The sequence below is a fragment of the Corynebacterium sp. CCUG 51687 genome (assembly GCF_024453995.1).
Classification (GTDB): Bacteria; Actinomycetota; Actinomycetes; order Mycobacteriales; family Mycobacteriaceae; genus Corynebacterium; species Corynebacterium pseudogenitalium.
In genome coordinates this window covers 258,496-274,746 of the sequence record NZ_JAGPYT010000002.1, presented here as the reverse complement: position 1 = coordinate 274,746, position 16,251 = coordinate 258,496, and the positions used below count along the sequence as shown (strand labels likewise).

General features: G+C 64.6%; 19 protein-coding genes and 1 riboswitch. Of the genes, 13 read left to right on the top strand and 6 right to left on the bottom strand.

Going from position 1 to position 16,251, the window contains the following annotated elements:
* Positions 1 to 14 precede the first annotated feature (14 nt).
* A complete protein-coding gene (locus tag KBX13_RS03465) occupies positions 15 to 887 on the bottom strand; it encodes a glycosyltransferase family 2 protein (protein ID WP_256020720.1) in 873 nt (290 codons plus the stop codon).
* 147 nt (positions 888 to 1,034) lie between these two features.
* On the opposite strand from KBX13_RS03465, the gene KBX13_RS03460 reads away from it, so the two are divergent.
* The 13 genes from KBX13_RS03460 (at position 1,035) to KBX13_RS03400 (ending at position 12,912) form a co-directional block, all read left to right on the top strand.
* A complete protein-coding gene (locus tag KBX13_RS03460; RefSeq protein ID WP_256020719.1) occupies positions 1,035 to 2,597 on the top strand; it encodes an LCP family protein in 1,563 nt (520 codons plus the stop codon).
* A gap of 24 nt (positions 2,598 to 2,621) precedes the next feature.
* Positions 2,622 to 3,314, top strand: a complete 693-nt coding sequence (locus tag KBX13_RS03455; RefSeq protein ID WP_256020716.1) for a TIGR03089 family protein — start codon at positions 2,622 to 2,624, stop codon at positions 3,312 to 3,314.
* Between the two features lie 123 nt (positions 3,315 to 3,437).
* The gene (locus tag KBX13_RS03450; RefSeq protein WP_070477704.1) at positions 3,438 to 4,694 is read left to right on the top strand and encodes an ABC transporter substrate-binding protein; all 1,257 of its coding nucleotides are present in this window, start codon (positions 3,438 to 3,440) and stop codon (positions 4,692 to 4,694) included.
* A 101-nt stretch (positions 4,695 to 4,795) separates the two neighbouring features.
* Positions 4,796 to 5,800 (top strand): carbohydrate ABC transporter permease, encoded by a 1,005-nt coding sequence (locus KBX13_RS03445; protein WP_070477703.1) that lies wholly within the window; start codon positions 4,796 to 4,798, stop codon positions 5,798 to 5,800.
* A complete protein-coding gene (locus KBX13_RS03440) occupies positions 5,797 to 6,618 on the top strand; it encodes a carbohydrate ABC transporter permease (RefSeq protein WP_070477701.1) in 822 nt (273 codons plus the stop codon). The genes KBX13_RS03445 and KBX13_RS03440 overlap by 4 nt, the downstream gene beginning before the upstream one ends.
* 70 nt (positions 6,619 to 6,688) lie before the next feature.
* Positions 6,689 to 7,003, top strand: a complete 315-nt coding sequence (locus tag KBX13_RS03435) for a hypothetical protein (RefSeq protein WP_070362961.1) — start codon at positions 6,689 to 6,691, stop codon at positions 7,001 to 7,003.
* A 3-nt stretch (positions 7,004 to 7,006) separates the two neighbouring features.
* A complete protein-coding gene (locus KBX13_RS03430; protein ID WP_070477699.1) occupies positions 7,007 to 7,216 on the top strand; it encodes a PEP-CTERM sorting domain-containing protein in 210 nt (69 codons plus the stop codon).
* A 276-nt stretch (positions 7,217 to 7,492) separates the two neighbouring features.
* A riboswitch (TPP riboswitch) is annotated at positions 7,493 to 7,589 on the top strand.
* Entirely contained in the window at positions 7,572 to 9,089 is a 1,518-nt protein-coding gene (locus tag KBX13_RS03425; protein ID WP_256020714.1) for a bifunctional hydroxymethylpyrimidine kinase/phosphomethylpyrimidine kinase, read from the top strand. Its footprint overlaps the riboswitch before it by 18 nt.
* Positions 9,082 to 9,732, top strand: a complete 651-nt coding sequence (locus KBX13_RS03420) for a thiamine phosphate synthase (protein ID WP_070362964.1) — start codon at positions 9,082 to 9,084, stop codon at positions 9,730 to 9,732. The genes KBX13_RS03425 and KBX13_RS03420 overlap by 8 nt, the downstream gene beginning before the upstream one ends.
* The gene (thiO, locus tag KBX13_RS03415; RefSeq protein ID WP_070362965.1) at positions 9,729 to 10,826 is read left to right on the top strand and encodes a glycine oxidase ThiO; all 1,098 of its coding nucleotides are present in this window, start codon (positions 9,729 to 9,731) and stop codon (positions 10,824 to 10,826) included. Before KBX13_RS03420 ends, thiO begins: the two co-directional genes overlap by 4 nt.
* Positions 10,827 to 10,835: 9 nt before the next feature.
* Entirely contained in the window at positions 10,836 to 11,033 is a 198-nt protein-coding gene (gene thiS, locus KBX13_RS03410) for a sulfur carrier protein ThiS (protein ID WP_070362966.1), read from the top strand.
* 2 nt (positions 11,034 to 11,035) lie between these two features.
* On the top strand, positions 11,036 to 11,827 hold the full coding sequence (locus KBX13_RS03405; RefSeq protein ID WP_256020713.1) for a thiazole synthase: 792 nt from the start codon (positions 11,036 to 11,038) through the stop codon (positions 11,825 to 11,827).
* Positions 11,824 to 12,912 (top strand): ThiF family adenylyltransferase, encoded by a 1,089-nt coding sequence (locus KBX13_RS03400; protein WP_070477696.1) that lies wholly within the window; start codon positions 11,824 to 11,826, stop codon positions 12,910 to 12,912. The genes KBX13_RS03405 and KBX13_RS03400 overlap by 4 nt, the downstream gene beginning before the upstream one ends.
* 6 nt (positions 12,913 to 12,918) lie before the next feature.
* Here KBX13_RS03400 and KBX13_RS03395 read toward each other — a convergent pair whose 3' ends face one another.
* From KBX13_RS03395 to KBX13_RS03375, 5 genes are all read right to left on the bottom strand, one after another.
* Positions 12,919 to 13,104, bottom strand: coding sequence for a DUF4282 domain-containing protein (locus KBX13_RS03395; protein WP_240492828.1), 186 nt, complete (start codon positions 13,102 to 13,104; stop codon positions 12,919 to 12,921).
* Positions 13,105 to 13,354: 250 nt separating this feature from the next.
* Positions 13,355 to 13,990, bottom strand: coding sequence for a DUF305 domain-containing protein (locus KBX13_RS03390; RefSeq protein ID WP_256020711.1), 636 nt, complete (start codon positions 13,988 to 13,990; stop codon positions 13,355 to 13,357).
* A 60-nt stretch (positions 13,991 to 14,050) separates the two neighbouring features.
* Positions 14,051 to 14,530 carry a YdcF family protein gene (locus KBX13_RS03385; RefSeq protein WP_256020709.1) on the bottom strand — a complete coding sequence of 160 codons (480 nt, stop codon included), beginning with the start codon at positions 14,528 to 14,530 and terminating at the stop codon, positions 14,051 to 14,053.
* Positions 14,523 to 15,023, bottom strand: coding sequence for a 5-(carboxyamino)imidazole ribonucleotide mutase (gene purE, locus KBX13_RS03380; RefSeq protein ID WP_256000575.1), 501 nt, complete (start codon positions 15,021 to 15,023; stop codon positions 14,523 to 14,525). The genes KBX13_RS03385 and purE overlap by 8 nt, the downstream gene beginning before the upstream one ends.
* Before the next feature lie 17 nt (positions 15,024 to 15,040).
* On the bottom strand, positions 15,041 to 16,204 hold the full coding sequence (locus KBX13_RS03375) for a 5-(carboxyamino)imidazole ribonucleotide synthase (RefSeq protein WP_256020734.1): 1,164 nt from the start codon (positions 16,202 to 16,204) through the stop codon (positions 15,041 to 15,043).
* Positions 16,205 to 16,251 lie beyond the last annotated feature (47 nt).

The following is a 16,251-nucleotide window of genomic DNA, read 5'->3' as shown; positions in this document are numbered from 1 at the left end:
TCAAAGCGTTCTTCTTATTTACTGCGCGAAACAAACAGTGCCGCCCGCACTTTCAAACCGACCCACAGCAGCGCGCGCAGCGGGGCCTGCCACCAGTGCGGGTGACGGTCAGACTGGAAACGATATGCGGAAGTGTGGTGCGCCGGCACCGTGACTCGCTGGAACTTGCTAGCAACATGGCCCTGGTCATGCACGATGACCGAGGAAGGGCAGTACACGTTCTCCCATCCGGCGCGGCGCAAGCGGTCTCCGAAGTCAACGTCCTCGAGGTACATGAAGTAGCGCTCGTCGAACCCGCCAATGACGTCGAAGGCGTCCCACCGCACGAGCAGGCACGCCCCGGAGAGCCAGCCCGCACTGCGCTGGTGATCCATGTGTTGCTCCGCCTTGTACGAGGCAGAAAATGGGTTGGACGGCCACACCTCATATAACAAGGCGTGCCCCACGCCGGTAATGATGCCCGGCACCTCTCGCGCACTCGGGTACAGGTTGCCCTCGCAGTCCTCAATGCGCGGCCCTACGGCGCCCGCCTCCGGCAGCGCGTCCATGCAGGCGCGCAGCGTGTCCACGCTCCCCGGCTGGAACACCACGTCCGGGTTGGAGATCAAGAAGTAGTCACCGTTGATCTCTCCCCGCTCGCGACGTGGCCGCAACTCCCGGACCGCGGCGTTGATCGCAGCGCCGTACCCGATGTTGCCGCGGGTGCGCAGCAGTTCGACGTTGTCGTGTTCACGCGCGGCAGCCTCCGGGGCACCGTCGGTAGAGCCGTTATCTGCACAGATAAGCAGTGTTTGACCCTCGGTGGCATCGTCAAGCGAAGCGATGAGCTGCGCCAAGTGCTTGCCTGGCGAGTACGTCACCGCCACCACGGCGAGTGGAGCTGTCATAGCTGCCTGCCCCTCCTATCGGTCCTCTCGGCCAGCCTTCATGTACACAATGCGAATCAGCTTACCCATCCAAAAGTGTGAGAAGCATCTTGAACTCGCCCACGCACGTGTCTTTTGTTGTTTTCGCACCCTGTATAATTGCGCCCTGTGACTGACTCCTTGAGGCCTGCGCGCGACATCCAGCCCGCCCCATCGCAGATGCGTGACATCTCGCAGTTGGGGCACCCGGTTGTGAAGACAACCCTTGCGGTGCTGTCTGCCGTTGCGTTGACAGTGTCGGCCGTCGGCTACTTCACTGTCGGCCGGGTCAGCAATCAGCTCAGCGCCTCTGAGCTGCGGATCAACGCGGGACGTGGGCAGAGCGACAAGGACCAGCTCGACGGAGCGATGGACATCCTGCTGGTCGGCTCGGACTCCCGCACTGACGCCCAAGGCAACCCCTTGAGCGAGTCTGAGTTGGCGCACCTCAACGCAGGTATCGCCGATGGTGAGATCAACACGGACACCATCATGATTATCCGTGTGCCCGACGACGGTTCGCGGGCCACGGCAGTCTCCATCCCGCGCGATACGTACGTACACACCGACGACTACGGAAACATGAAGATCAATGGTGTCTACGGTGCGCACGCCGCCGCCAAACGCGAGGAGCTCATCGCCGCGGGCAAGCCAGAGGGCCCGGCACTCGAGCAAGAGGTTGCACGCGCAGGCCAGCTCGGGCTTATCGACGCCATCAATGACCTCACCGGCGTGGAAGTAGACCACTACGCGCAGGTTGGCCTGCTCGGCTTCGTCCTGCTTACGGACGCGGTTGGCGGGGTGGACGTCTGCCTCAACGCCGCGGTCGACGAGCCACTCTCCGGAGCACACTTCCCTGCCGGGCAACAAACGCTCGACGGCGCTCAGGCGCTGTCCTTCGTGCGGCAGCGCCACGACCTGCCGCGCGGCGACCTCGACCGCATCGTGCGCCAGCAGGCATACATGGCGTCGTTGGTACAGAAGGTGCTCTCCGCAGGCACGCTGACAAGCCCAGCGAAACTGCGCGACTTGGCAACCGCGGCGGAGCGCTCGGTCACTCTTGACCAGAGCCTCGACGTGATGCGTTTTGCCCAGCAGATGTCCGGCCTGGCGGGCGGCAACGTCACCTTCACCACCATCCCTGTGACCTCGGTCAACGGCGTCGGCGACTTCGGCGAATCCATCGTGACCGTGGACATCAACGAGGTCCACAGCTTCATGGAGTCCGCAGCCAAGGAACAGGTCCCCGAGGACAGCCAACCGGAGCAAGCTCCCCAGCAGGCCGAAGACTTTGCAGGTGCGCAGGTCTCCGTCCTCAACGCGGGCTCCGTTCCAGGCCAAGCCCGCGCCACCGGCGAGTGGTTGGCCGACGCAGGCATTACGGTCTCCGATGTATCCAACGCAATGGACGGAATCTACTGGGAATCCCAGGTGGTCGCCGCCGACCCCGAAGACCCACGAGCACGCAAGCTCGCCGAGATGCTTGGCGGCGTACCAGTCACGGCGAACAATGCTCTCGAACCGGGCAGCATCATCGCGGTTGTCGCGGAAGACTACAACGGGCCTGCGAAGGTCGATCCGGAAGATGCCCAACAGCATGTGCCCGTCGGCACACCTGGCGACGATATCAGCGGCATGAGTCTGGGCCCGGAGATCGACGCTGGCGGCCAAGGGCCTCGCTGCGTGAACTAGCTTGGCCACCTATGCTTGGCTGCCATGAGTATGCTGGCACGCTTATTGCAGGAAGACCCCGCCACACCACGCCTGACCGTCTACGACGAGTCACAGGGCAGCCGCATGGAATTTTCTGCGCTGACTCTGGACAACTGGCTGAGCAAAGTGGGCAACTTGCTGGACGAGGAGTTCGACCTCGAGGGCTCTGACCCCATTGTGATCGACCTTCCGGTGTCCTGGCAGGCTGCGGTGATCGCGCTTGGCGCCTACAACATTGGGCGTCGCCCGATCTTCGCGAGCACAGGCGACGATGTCCCGCTCGTGTTTACCGTGGCGGAGCGCGTCGACACCTGGGCTGATGCGGACGAGTGCGTCGTTGTCTCAAGTGACCCCTTCGGACGCGGCGTCGTCGAATCAGGCGGCACGCTGCCGCTTGGAACCGTGGACTTCAGTCCGACGGTGCGCAGCTACGGCGACCAGTACTTTGGACAGACTGCAGACATCGCGCAGTGGACTCAAGCGACTTCTCAGGGGGCTGAGCAGCCCGCCTCCCCCGAACGGGTGCTGATTGCCGGTTGGGACAGCGCCGACGAATTCGAACAGCGCGTGCTTGCCCCGCTGGCTGGGGGCGGTTCGGTCGTCGTGGTGACAGGCGGAACGGAAACACCTGGTAGAGACAGGATCGCCGCCATCGCCCAGGCGGAACACGTAAACCACATACAACCGGGCATTTAGCCCCGTTTTCTCCCCCGTTCGTAGGTAATTCGGTAGATTTCTGCGCGCCCGGGTCCAGTTTTTCACTAGATTGAAGACACCGAATTCACACGAGTCACACATGACCCAACGAAAGGCGGATGAATGAAACTCCGTACGACTGGTGCAACCCTCTGTGCAATTGCGCTCGCTGGCGCAGCCCTGACCGGTTGCTCTTCTGACAACGAGGCAGCGGACACCAACAAGGACTCCGGCACCTCCGCTTCCGAGGGCGGCGCAGAGCGCGGCCCGATCACGTTCGCCATGGGCCGCAATGACACGGACAAGCTCAAGCCGATCATCGAGAAGTGGAACGAGGCCCACCCAGATGAGCAGGTCACCCTCTCTGAGCTCGCCGGCGAGGCCGACGACCAGCGCGATACGCTCGTGCAGTCCCTCCAGGCGGGTAACGCCGACTACGACGTGATGGCCCTCGACGTTGTGTGGACGGCCGACTTCGCAGCGAACCAGTGGCTCGAGCCACTCGAGGGCGATTACGCCATCGACACCTCCGGCTTGCTGCAGTCCACCGTCGACTCCGCAACGTACGGCGGCAAGCTCTACGCCCTGCCGCAGAACACGAACGGCCAGCTGCTGTTCCGAAACGTCGACAAGGTCCCAAGCGCGCCTGACACCTTCGATGACGTCATTGCCGCCTGCAAGGAGGTCGAGGGAGACTGCCTGACCACCCAGCTCAAGCAGTACGAGGGCCTGACCGTCAACACGCTCGGCTTCATCAACGGCTGGGGCGGCAGCGTCCTTGACGACGCCGGCGAGCCAACCGTCGAGTCCGACGCCGCAAAGGCCGGACTGCAGGCACTCGTTGACGCGTACAACGACGGCGTCATCGCCAAGAGCTCTACGGCAGCAACCGAGGAGGAAACCAACCTCGCGTTCACCGAGGGCAACACCGCCCTGGCGATCAACTGGCCGTACATGTACACCAACGCCCAGGAAGCTGGCGTGAACTTTGAGGTCCAGCCGCTGGTTGGCAAGGACGGCGTGGGTGTTTCCACCCTCGGTGGCTACAACAACGGCATCAACGTCAACTCCAAGCACAAGCAGACCGCGAAGGACTTCATCGAGTTCATCATCAACGAAGACAACCAGCTCTCGTTCGCTGAAGCATCCTTCCCACCAGTGCTCGCATCGATCTACGACGACGCCGAGCTGGTTGCAAAGCACCCATACCTGCCAGCACTGAAGGTTTCGCTGGAGAACGCGCAGCCTCGCCCGGTTTCCCCGTTCTACCCTGCGATCTCGAAGGCTATCCAGGACAACGCCTACGCAGCACTGACCGCCGGTAAGAGCGTCGATGACGCCACCGCCGACATGGCAGCTGCTATCAAGCAGGCTTCCTAATACGATACGTCGTATGAGCAGAACGCCCGCCCGGACTGTGTTCGGGCGGGCGTTATAGTTCGTATATCTCCATCTTCCCGTCTACTTTGCAAAGGCCCGCGATGAGCACATCTCCATCCAAGCCTCGCGATACCACGAAGGCAGCAGCGCTCGTCGCGCCCGCCTTGCTGGTGTTGGCGGTGGTGATCGGCTACCCGATCGTCCGCGCAATATGGCTTTCATTCCAGTCCAACCGGCACCTCGACGCCTCTACCGGAGTGTTCGTCGATGGTGGCTTTGCTGGCGTCGATAATTACTTGTACTGGCTGTCGAACCGCTGTATGACGCCGTCGGGCGTGGTGGGTGCCTGCCCTCCTGGCGTGCTTGCGACCGACTTCTGGCCAGCAGTGTCGGTGACACTCTTCTTCACCGTGGTCACCGTCGCCTTGGAGACAGTGCTCGGTATCGGGATGGCCATCATCATGAACCGGCCGTCGCGCGCCCGCGGTCTGATCCGCGCGGCCGTACTCATCCCTTGGGCGATCCCAACCGCGGTGACCGCGAAGTTGTGGCAGTTCATGTTCGCACCGAGCGGTATCGTGAACTCGCTGCTGGGCGCGAGCGTGGCGTGGACAACTGACCCGTGGGCGGCACGCTTCGCGGTGATCATCGCCGACGTGTGGAAGACCACGCCGTTTATGGCGCTGCTCATCCTCGCAGGCCTGCAGATGATTCCGAAGGATGTCTACGAGGCCGCGCGCGTCGACGGCGCCTCCGCATGGCAGACTTTCACCAGCATCACCCTGCCGTTGGTGCGGCCAGCGCTCATGGTGGCGGTGCTCTTCCGTACGCTCGACGCGCTGCGCATGTACGACCTGCCGGTCATCATGATTTCGGGCTCCTCGAACTCCCCTACCGCGACAATTTCGCAGCTGGTGGTTGAGGATATGCGTCAGGGCAACTTCAACTCGGCCTCGGCGCTGTCGACTCTCATCTTCCTGCTGATCTTCGCGGTTGCGTTCGTCATGGTGCGGTTCCTCGGAGCGAACGTTGGTGGCGCGAACGAACAGCGTGAAGCCCGGCGCGCGAAGCGCAAGCAGGAGAAGAAGGAGGCGGCAGCGCGATGAAACGACTCGGCCACTACGCAGGCATCATCTTCATCATGTTCTGGGGGCTCGCCCCGTTTTATTGGATGGTGATCACGGCGCTGCGGGACAAGCGGTTCACGTTCGATACCACGCCGTGGCCCACGCACGTCACCCTCGAGAACTACCGGGACGCGCTGGCCACGGACGCCGGCAATGACTTCCTCGGGGCGATTTTCAACTCGCTGATTATCTCGTTGGCGACGACGGCGTTGGCGGTCGCCGTGGGCGTGTTCACCGCCTACGCGCTTGCTCGCCTGGACTTCCGCGGCAAGGGATTCATCACGGGCATCATTTTGGCGGCCTCGATGTTCCCTGGCATTGCGCTTGTCACTCCCCTGTTCCAGCTGTTCGGTGACCTCGGGTGGATCGGCACATACCGTGCCATGATCATCCCGAACATCTCATTCGCCCTCCCCCTGACTATCTACACGCTGGTGTCGTTCTTCCAGCAACTTCCTTGGGAGCTCGAGGAAGCAGCGCGTGTCGACGGCGCCTCCCGCGGCCAGGCATTTCGCCTCATCTTGCTGCCGTTGGCAGCACCGGCCATCTTCACGACGGCCATCCTGGCGTTTATCACCACCTGGAATGAATTTATGTTGGCGCGCCAGCTGTCGTCCACGGCGACTGAACCTGTCACCGTCGCAATTGCACGATTCTCGGGGCCGAGCGCCTTCGAGTACCCGTACGCTGCGATTATGGCGGCGGGCTCGCTGGTGACGATTCCGCTGATCATCATGGTGCTGGTATTCCAGCGCCGTATTGTGTCTGGTCTCACAGCCGGCGGCGTGAAGGGCTGACTTAACTTTTTCTTATGTCTAGATTAAGCTGTATTCACTTTATTACTTCCCGCCCCTAGAAAGAGCAGCTATGCACCACACCACACTCCGAATCGCGACGGCAACCGCACTCGCATCCTCCCTGGTACTGAGCGGCATGACTGGCACGGCACACGCCGAAACCACCGCAACGGTGCACACCAACGCCGATAACAACGGCACGACAGTGACCACCAACGTCACCACCAACACCACCGCAAACGGTGGTGTGACCAAGGAAGAAGCAAACGCGCTTGAGGTCGCCGGAGTTGTGGTTGGGCTCTTGGCAGTACTCGGGGCCCTGATGGCCGGGTGGCTATACTTCGCTGCCCCGCACATGGGCCTGAACTTCGGCCCCCGCCTCTAACGAGTGCAACGGCCCTCACAGCGCCAGGATCTGCTCTGGCAAACAATCATTGGGTTCGTAGGGTTCTTCACCCTGCTCGCCTTCGTACAGGCCGCCATCAACATCACAAAGCCCGAGCCATCAATCTGGCCGGGCCTCGTTCTTGCCGCCTTCGTCGCAGCACTGTGGTGGCTGATTCGCCGGTGGCGCCAGTGGCGCGCAGGCGAAGACTAAATCACTCCTCGCCGAGCAGACGCTCACGCAGCGCGGCGTCCTTACGCTCAACTTCAGCCGCCATGTCGGACTGGTACTTCGCCGGCGATTAATGCGTCTACGAGTATCATGCCACCCACAATAAACACCCACACGCTGCACAAACAAGCGATTGTGAGAAGCATTCCACTTTCAGCTCAAAAGAGAACCGGCAGCCCAATCCATACGCCTAATATAGGTCTGGTTTTTGCCGCTGCGATCGTGCGCAGGGCAGGATTCGCGCTGTGCTAGTGTCACCAATGTGACACGGGGTGCACCCCGAAGTGGTGCTGAGATCAGACCCGTCGAACCTGCTCTAGCTCAACCTAGCGAAGGGATGTCCCACATGAATGCACCTGCCCTGCCCCGCATCCTCACGATTGCCGGCACCGACCCGACCGGAGGCGCAGGCGTCCAAGCCGATATCAAATCCATCCAGGCCGCCGGCGGCTTTTCCTACAGCGTAGTGACCTCGCTGGTCGCCCAGAACACCACCGGTGTGCAGGAGATTTTCACCCCGCCGATCGACTTTCTGCGCACACAGCTGCGCTCCGTCACCGATGATGTGGCGGTCGACGCGATCAAGATCGGCATGCTCGGCACCACCGAAATCATCGAGGTCGTGCGCGAATTCCTCACCACACACGCACGAGAGGCCGCGGTGGTGTTGGATCCGGTGATGGTGGCGTCGTCAAGCGATAGGCTCCTGACGCCCGAGGCGGAAGTCGCGCTGCGCGAGCTCGCCTCGCTTGCCGACATCATCACGCCCAACCTCCCCGAACTCGCCGTCCTCACCGGCGAAGACCCGGCCACCGACTTCGACACCGCGATCGCGCAGGCGCAGGGGCTGGCGAAAAAGCTGGACACAACCGTGATTGTCAAGGGCGGGCACCTCACCGGCCCGCGCGCAGACAACGCCGTGGTGACCGCCGAGCGCGTGCACCACGTGTCGGTGAGCCGCGTGAACACGAAGAACACGCACGGCACGGGCTGCTCTTTTTCCTCGGCGCTGGCGACGCGCCTGGGCGCCGGCTTCGATACGCCGGCGGCGACCGAGTGGGCGTCGCGCTGGCTGTACGAGGCGATTGCGCACGCCGACGCGCTCGCCGTTGGACACGGCCGCGGCCCCGTCGACCACGGGCACGTCGGCCGCCGCATGCAGCGCGCCGCCGACTGCAACCCCGAGCGCTTCCTGCGCATCGACGCCCCACCAACCGCGCCACTCGCCACGCCTGCTGGCCCGTACACCCAGGCGCTGTGGGACGCCTCGGCGCCGTACCTCACCGCGATTATGGAGCTGCCGTTCATCCGCACGCTTGCCGACGGCACCCTCGACCACGCCGACTTCATGTTCTACCTCGAGCAGGACGCCTACTACCTGACCAAGTACGCGCGCTCGCTGCACGCGCTTGGCGGCGCGTGGGCAAAGGATGCGGACGCCGCGATCACCGACGAGCAAGAGATGCAACGCACCTGGCTCGCCGATCTTGGCCGCGAGACGCTGCCGTCGCCGGTCACACGCGCCTACACCGATTTCCTGCTCGCCTCCGCCCTCGGCGAGTCGGCGGCGATCGGGCAGGCGGCGGTGCTGCCCTGCTACTGGCTCTACTACGAGGTCGGCGCGCGCCTCGCGGAGCACAACCACGCCTCGCATCCCTACCACGACTGGCTGGCCACCTACTCGGGCAACGGTTTCTACGAGGCGGTGCGCGGCGCGATCGACCGCTGCGAGGCCACCCTTGAGGCGAACCCCGACGCCCTGGACGCGGCGGTGCGCGCGTGTGCGGTCGCCTCGCGCTACGAGCGCGATTTCTTCGACCAGGCCGACCGCGCGTGGGTGGTGCGCGATGCCTAAGTCGCTCGACCTACGCTGCTATTTCGTCACGGGCCAGCCTACCGCCGATGTCGCGCGCGTCGCCGCCGAAGCCGCGGCCGGCGGGGCGGGCGTGATCCAGGTGCGCAGCAAGCCGATCGCCAAAGCCGACCTCGAGCGTCTCGCGTGCGAGGTCGCCGATGCGGTCGCCGCGGCGAACCCGCGCACGCGCGTGCTTATCGACGACAACGTTCCCCTCGCCGCCCGCCTCATGCGCACCCACCACATCCACGGCGCGCACATCGGCCAGGACGACATGGACCCGCGCGCCGCGCGCGAACTGCTCGGGCCGGACGCGATCCTCGGACTGACCACCGGCACGCTCGCACTGGTGGAGGCGGCGAACGCGTACGCCGACGTGATCGATTACGTCGGCGCGGGCCCCTTCCGCCCGACCCCGACGAAGGACTCCGGCCGCGCCCCACTTGGCCTCGACGGCTACCCGGCGCTGGTCGAGGCCTCGCAGGTACCGGTCGTGGCGATCGGCGACGTACACGCCACGGATGCCGCCGCGCTTGCCGCCACGGGCGTGGCCGGCGTGGCGATCGTCCGCGGTTTCATGCACGCTGAGGACCCGCGCGCGATGGCGGCGGGTATCGTCAAGGATTTCGAGGAAGCGTCGTGAGTAGTTTCGAGCACGTCATCGTCGGCGCCGGCATCATCGGCCTGACCACCGCGTTCGAGCTCACACGCCGCGGGGTGGATCCCCGCAGGATCGCGCTGGTGGACCCGGCCCCGGCAAGCGGCGCGACCAACGTGGCCGGCGGCATGCTCGCCCCGGCCGCGGAAGTGCAGTACCGCCAGGAGCCGCTCTATCCGCTGATGTTGGAGTCGGCGGCGCTCTATCCTTCGCTGATCGCAGACCTGCCGGGCATCGAGGTTGGGTACCGCACCGAGTCGACCTTCGTGGTCGCCGCCGACCGCGCCGACGCTACCCACCTGCGCGAGCTCACCGAGCACCAGCACGCCCACGGCATGGACGTCGACCGCCTCACGCTGCGCCAGGCGCGGGCGCAGGAGCCGGGCCTAAGCCCCCAGCTGGCCAGCGTGGTGGAGATCCCCGGCGACCACCAGGTCAACCCGCGCATGTTCGCCGCCGCTCTGCTGCGCGAGCTTGCATCGCGCGGCGTGACGCTGGTTCGCGAGCAGGCCACAGCACTGCGCTGGGAGGGCGAAACCTGCGTGGGCGTCGAAACCAGCACCGGCAGCCTGCGCGGCGACACCATCTACGCGTGCAACGGTCTCGGTGCCAGCGCGCTCGGTCTGCCGCTGAACCTGCGACCGGTGCGCGGCGACATGCTGCGTCTTACCGGCCGCATGCCGGTCGGCCGGGTCGTGCGCGCCTTCGTCGAGGACCGCCCCGTCTACATCATCCCGCGCACCGACGGCACCATCGCCGTGGGCGCAACCAGCCGCGAAGACGCGCGCGTGCGGCCCGCCGTCGATGGCGTGTATACGCTGCTTCGCGACGCCATCCGCGTCGTCCCCGCCATCGAGGACTGCGAGCTGGTTGAGGCGCTCGTCGGCAATCGCCCAGGCACGCCCGACGACCTGCCCTACCTGGGGCTGCGCGGCGAGAACCTGGTGGTCTCCACCGGTTATTTCCGCCACGGCATCCTGCTGGCAGCGCTCGGCGCGCGCGTCGGCGCCGACCTCGGGCTGGACCGCGAAACCACCGTCGATATTTCCGACTGCGACCCCGGCCGCCACGAACTGTAAAGGAGCATCATGCGCATCATCATCAACGAGAAGCCCCATACCTTCGACACCGCGCCGACTGTGCGGTCGCTGGTCGAGGAGGTCGTCGGCCACGCAGAAGGCGTCGCCGTCGCTGTCAATGGCAAGGTTGTGCCCGCAAGTCGCTGGGACAGCTCGCTTGCCGACGCCGACACCGTCGACATCCTCACCGCCGTCCAAGGAGGCTAGACGTGCTGAACATCGCCGACAAGAAATTCGACTCCCACCTGATCATGGGCACCGGCGGGGCGACCAGCCAGCAGTTGCTCGAGGACGCGCTGGTGGCCAGCGCCACGCAGCTGACCACCGTGGCGATGCGTCGGCATGCCGCCCGCACCAATGGCGGCGAGAGCGTCTTCGAGATGCTCACCCGGCTCGGCATCGATCCCCTGCCGAATACTGCGGGCTGCCGCACCGCCCGCGACGCGGTGCTCACCGCGCAACTGGCGCGCGAGGCGCTCGGCACGAACTGGGTCAAGGTGGAGGTCATCGCGGACGAGCACACGCTGCTGCCGGACGTCGTCGAGCTTGTCGACGCCTGCGAGCTCCTCGTCACCGAAGGCTTCGTCGTGCTTGCCTACACCTCCGACGACCCGGTCGTCGCCGCCCGCCTGGAGCAGGTTGGGGTGCATGCGGTGATGCCGCTCGGCTCTCCGATCGGCACCGGCCTTGGCATTTTGAACCCGCACAACATCGAGCTGATCTGCGCGCGTGCGCAGGTGCCCGTGCTTCTCGACGCCGGCGTCGGCACCGCTTCCGACGCCACCTTGGCCATGGAACTCGGCTGCGACGGCGTGCTGCTCGCCAGCGCGGTCAACCGTTGCCAGGACCCGGTCGCGATGGCGCGTGCGATGCGACACGCGGTCGAGGCTGGCCGGCTCGCGCGGGATGCGGGTCGGATTCCGCGGCGGACGCATGCGGAAGGGGCGTTGGCGTCGTCAAGCTTTGATGGCCTAGCGAGCTGGGCGGATGAGGTCCTATGAGCCTGCCTCACGCTGAGCTGCGGCGCACCGCGCGCCAAACGCTGCTGCCCGGCTTCGGGCTAGCGGGCCAAGAGGCGCTGAACCGCGCGCGGGTGCTTGTCATCGGCGCGGGCGGGCTCGGCTGCCCGGTGATGCAGGCGCTGGCGGCCACAGGTGTCGGCACGATCACGGTGATTGATGATGACGTGGTGGATGACACCAACATCCACCGCCAGATTCTGTTTAGCGCCTCCGACGTGGGCCGGCCCAAGGTGGAGGTGGCAGCCGAGCAGCTGCGCCGACACCGCGCAGACGCCACGATCGTGCCGCTGCGCAAGCGCCTCGACACCTCCAACGCACCTGGGCTGTTCCGCGAGCACGACCTGGTCATCGACGGCTCCGATACCTTCACCACGAAATTCCTCGCCGGCGACGCCGCAGAACTCACCGGCACGCCCCTGGTGTGGGGCTCGGTGCTGCGCTTCCACGGCGAGCTCGCGCTGTGGTACTCCGGACCGGATGCACGCGGGGTCGGGCTACGCGACCTCTACCCCACCCACCCGGCACCCGAGGACACTCCGGACTGCGCCACCGCCGGCGTGCTCGGGGTGACGACCTCGGTCGTCGGCGGGCTGATGGCCACGGAGGCCGTGAAATACCTCGCGGGCATGGACGCCGAGGTCGGTGTGCTCCATGTCTACGAGGCGCTCGCCGGGACGCTCCGGCGCTTCGAGGTCGCTGCCGACCCGCAGCGCGAGCTGGTCACCGAACTCGTCGCCGAAGCTGCCCCGTGTATGCTGCCGCCAGACGGCGAGAAAACGCGCCTACTCGCGCAGGTCGCGGATGGTCACGCCACAGCGCTGGACGTGCGCGAACTCGGTGAAAAAGCGATCAAGGACCTGCCGCACGCGTCCTTCCACCTGCCGGCCTCGGTGTGGCGCGAAGACCCGGACGCCGCGCTTACGCTCCTCGACGAGCTGCGTGGCGCGGGCGAGGTCGTGGTCTACTGCGCCTCCGGCAAGCGCTCGGCCGATTTCGTTGCGCGCTTCGGCGAGGCTGCCGCCGCGCGCGGCCTCACTCTGCACAGTTTGCCGGGCGGGGTCTAGCGACCCCTAACGACGCTGCGCCGCTGCGATCTCGGAAGTGTTCTGCGCCGTCTTGATCGCCGAGACCATGAATTCGAGGGTGACGCGCGCGCTGATCAATGAGAACAGCGCGAAAAGCGTACCGAAGAGAAGGAAGCCGATCAGCATGAGCAGGCCGGTGCCAAAACCAACACTGAACGTAGCCAGCGACACCAAAAGGCCGAAGACCCCAGCACAGTCCGATGAAGACTGCGGAGATCAGGTAGATCACGCGGGCGAACTTCAGGGTGATGTACTGGGAGAAGGAGAAGTCGAAAAGCGCGGAGAAGAAGCCGTCGGCGGTCTGCTTGCTTTGCGCGGCGTTGAAGTTGGCGGTCATGGGTGTTCCCTTTCAGTCGTATTACAGGTGCACTACGAACTTATACCCGGGTTAACGCGCTCCCGCTTCGTTTATCCAGGTTGGTTACTCAGTCAGCAGGCTTTCGCCTCTGGCTTCCAGGAGTTGTTCCATCTCGTGCATCTCAGTGGTTTGCACGTCGACCATTTGTTGAGCCAGTTCCACGAGAGGCTGGTAGCCGCCGTTGTCGATTTGGTCTTGGGTCATGGCAACGGCACCCGCGTGATGGAAATGCATGAGCTGGAGGAACCGGGTGTCTGCTTCCTCGCCCGAAAGTGATTTCAGCTGGTCCATCTGTTCTGGAGTGATCATGCCATTGGCAATGTGTGGGGCGTGATGTGCCATCAAGTCACCCTGGTCCCATTGTTCAGCCCAGTCGACCATGGTGTCGATTTCTTCTTGTTGCCCGATTTTAATCCGTTCGGCCAAGTCCGCGGTGGCTTCGCTGATGCCATCGGCGGCCAGGATGATCTCGCTCATGTCCACGGCTTGCTGGTGATGCGGTGTCATCATCGCGAGAAAATGCAAATCGACCCCATTGACTTCTGCGGGTTGGTTGGCCCCGGCAGTCACTGCGGCACCGTCCTTGTCGGTCTGGGGCGCGTCTGTGGCGTCTTGGCCATCTCCGGCGCATGAAGCCACGCTGGCCCCCAGTACTGCAACGGTGATCAAGCCGGTGATGCGGCGATGTAAGTGTGTCATGAATGGAGCCTTCCTAGGACTGAAGCACATGGCACCAAAAGTAGCACCATCGGATGTACTCTAGCGCATTTTGTTCATAAGGCGTCGCCACACAACCCGCGCCGCGGAGTGCGGCAACGCAACGAGCTCGCGCGCGTAGTTCTTCGGCCGGGAGCGGCGCGGGGTGCGCGCAGGCACCATCTCCACTGGAATCCCCAGGTGCCAGGCCCACACGCGCGTGCGGCGCACGTGGAAGTTGCTGGTCACCACGATCAGCCGCGGCGCGTGCGGGAACAACGCGCGGGTACGCTCGAGGTTTTCGTTCGTCGACGACGCATGGGGCTCCTGAATGATCAGTTCACGGGGCACGCCGCGCTCGACAAGCCAGCGAGCCATCACGGCCGCCTCCCCGCGGCCGGTGACCACGATGGCGCGCCGCACGCCAGCGTGCGCGTCCGTCCGCCAGCGGAGCAGTGCGCTGCAGAGCCGGGCGTGCAGCATGCGCGACGGGTGGCCGTCGACAATTCGCGCACCCAGCACCACGATGGGACTGCTACTCACCCAGCAACCGGCTGCGCAGCGCGGCGTCCTTGCGCTCAACCTCCGCGGCCATGTCTGCTTGGTACTTCGCCATCTTCTCCACCAACTCCGGGTCACCGACGCCGAGCATCCGCACAGCAAGCAGGCCCGCGTTCTTCGCACCGCCGATGGAAACCGTGGCAACAGGAACACCGCCCGGCATCTGCACGATAGACAGCAGAGAATCCAACCCATCCAGGTCCTTCAGCGCGCGCGGGATACCGATGACGGGCAGCGGCGTTGCAGCCGCGACCATCCCCGGCAAGTGCGCTGCACCACCAGCGCACGCAATGATGACCTGGATGCCGCGCTCGTGCGCCTGCTTTGCGTAGGCAAGCATCTTCTCAGGGGTGCGGTGCGCGGAGACCACCCCAACTTCAAACGGCACCCCGAACTCAGCAAGCACCTCTGCGGCAGGCGCAACCGTGTCCCAGTCCGAATCCGAGCCCATGATGAGCCCAACGCGTGCGTTCATAGGAAAATCTCCTCCTGTTAGTACCAGTTCGCGTGAACGATGAAGTGCGCGGCGTGCTGCGCAATCGCCAAGGTGGACATGGCGTCGTAGCCGGTGACGTTGACGTGCCCCATTTTGCGGCCCGGGCGCCAACTCTTGCCGTAGAGATGTACCTTGGCTTCTGGGTAGCGGCGCATTACCTCGATGACGCGCTGCTCCATCGGCATCTGCGGATCTTCCTCCGCGCCGAGAGTGTTCACCATCACCGTGACCGGCTCGAGCGTGTCCACGGATCCGAGCGGCCAGTTCAGGACCGCGCGCAGGTGCTGCTCAAACTGGGAGGTCACGCAGCCGTCCTGTGTCCAGTGCCCCGTGTTGTGCGGGCGCATCGCAAGCTCGTTGACCAGAATTTTCGACGCCCCGTCCTCCCCGATGCACTCGAAGAGCTCAACGGCAAGCACGCCCGTAACGTCAAGCTTGGTCGCAATATTGGTGGCAAGATCACGGCACTGCTTCGCCACATCAGCCGGCAGTTCTGGCGCTGGAGCAATCGCGATATGGCACACACCGTCCGCCTGCCGTGACTCGACGACGGGCCACGCCTTGACCTCGCCGTCCCGGTTGCGCGCCACCATCGCGGAAAGTTCGCGGGCGAAGTTCACCTTTTCTTCCGCGTACAGCACAACGCCCTTCTCAAGCAGATCGGTGACCAGCTGCTCGCACTCTTGCAGGGTCTCTGGGAACCAGACGCCGTGCCCGTCGTAGCCTCCGCGCGTCGCCTTGACGCACACGCGGCCGTCGACAAGCTTCCAGAACTCGCGGGCGTCCTCCACGGAGTCAAACTTCGCAAACGGCGGCACCGGTGCCCCCAGCTCCTTGAGCTTTGTGCGCTGCTCAAGCTTGTCCTGGGCATAAATCAGCGCCTGGGGACGCGGCTCCACGTTGTAGCCTTCGTCCAGCAGGCGCTGCAGGAATTCGTTCGGGACGTGTTCGTGGTCGAACGTGATCGCCGAGGCACCCTGGATCGTTGCGTGCAGGTCGTCGAAGTTGGTGTAGTCGCCGAGCTGGACGTCGCCAAACACCTGGGCAGCGGAGGCGTCCGGCGCTCCCGCAAGCACCCGGGGCTGCAGTCCGAGCTCGATGGCTTCCGTGTGCATCATTCTGGCAAGCTGACCGTCGCCGATGACGGCGACTCTGGGCATTCCTTGAGCGTCTCTCACAACGAACTACCTTAGCCTTAAGGGCGCTA

Bases quoted from the DNA above. Each gene is read 5' to 3' on its own strand.
- KBX13_RS03465 (WP_256020720.1), bottom strand. From the start codon at position 887: ATGACAGCTCCACTCGCCGTGGTGGCGGTGACGTACTCGCCAGGCAAG.
- KBX13_RS03455 (WP_256020716.1), top strand. From the start codon at position 2,622: ATGAGTATGCTGGCACGCTTATTGCAGGAAGACCCCGCCACACCACGC.
- KBX13_RS03450 (WP_070477704.1), top strand. From the start codon at position 3,438: ATGAAACTCCGTACGACTGGTGCAACCCTCTGTGCAATTGCGCTCGCT.
- KBX13_RS03445 (WP_070477703.1), top strand. From the start codon at position 4,796: ATGAGCACATCTCCATCCAAGCCTCGCGATACCACGAAGGCAGCAGCG.
- KBX13_RS03440 (WP_070477701.1), top strand. From the start codon at position 5,797: ATGAAACGACTCGGCCACTACGCAGGCATCATCTTCATCATGTTCTGG.
- KBX13_RS03435 (WP_070362961.1), top strand. From the start codon at position 6,689: ATGCACCACACCACACTCCGAATCGCGACGGCAACCGCACTCGCATCC.
- KBX13_RS03425 (WP_256020714.1), top strand. From the start codon at position 7,572: ATGTCCCACATGAATGCACCTGCCCTGCCCCGCATCCTCACGATTGCC.
- KBX13_RS03420 (WP_070362964.1), top strand. From the start codon at position 9,082: ATGCCTAAGTCGCTCGACCTACGCTGCTATTTCGTCACGGGCCAGCCT.
- thiS (WP_070362966.1), top strand. From the start codon at position 10,836: ATGCGCATCATCATCAACGAGAAGCCCCATACCTTCGACACCGCGCCG.
- KBX13_RS03400 (WP_070477696.1), top strand. From the start codon at position 11,824: ATGAGCCTGCCTCACGCTGAGCTGCGGCGCACCGCGCGCCAAACGCTG.
- KBX13_RS03390 (WP_256020711.1), bottom strand. From the start codon at position 13,990: ATGACACACTTACATCGCCGCATCACCGGCTTGATCACCGTTGCAGTA.
- purE (WP_256000575.1), bottom strand. From the start codon at position 15,023: ATGAACGCACGCGTTGGGCTCATCATGGGCTCGGATTCGGACTGGGAC.
- KBX13_RS03375 (WP_256020734.1), bottom strand. From the start codon at position 16,204: ATGCCCAGAGTCGCCGTCATCGGCGACGGTCAGCTTGCCAGAATGATG.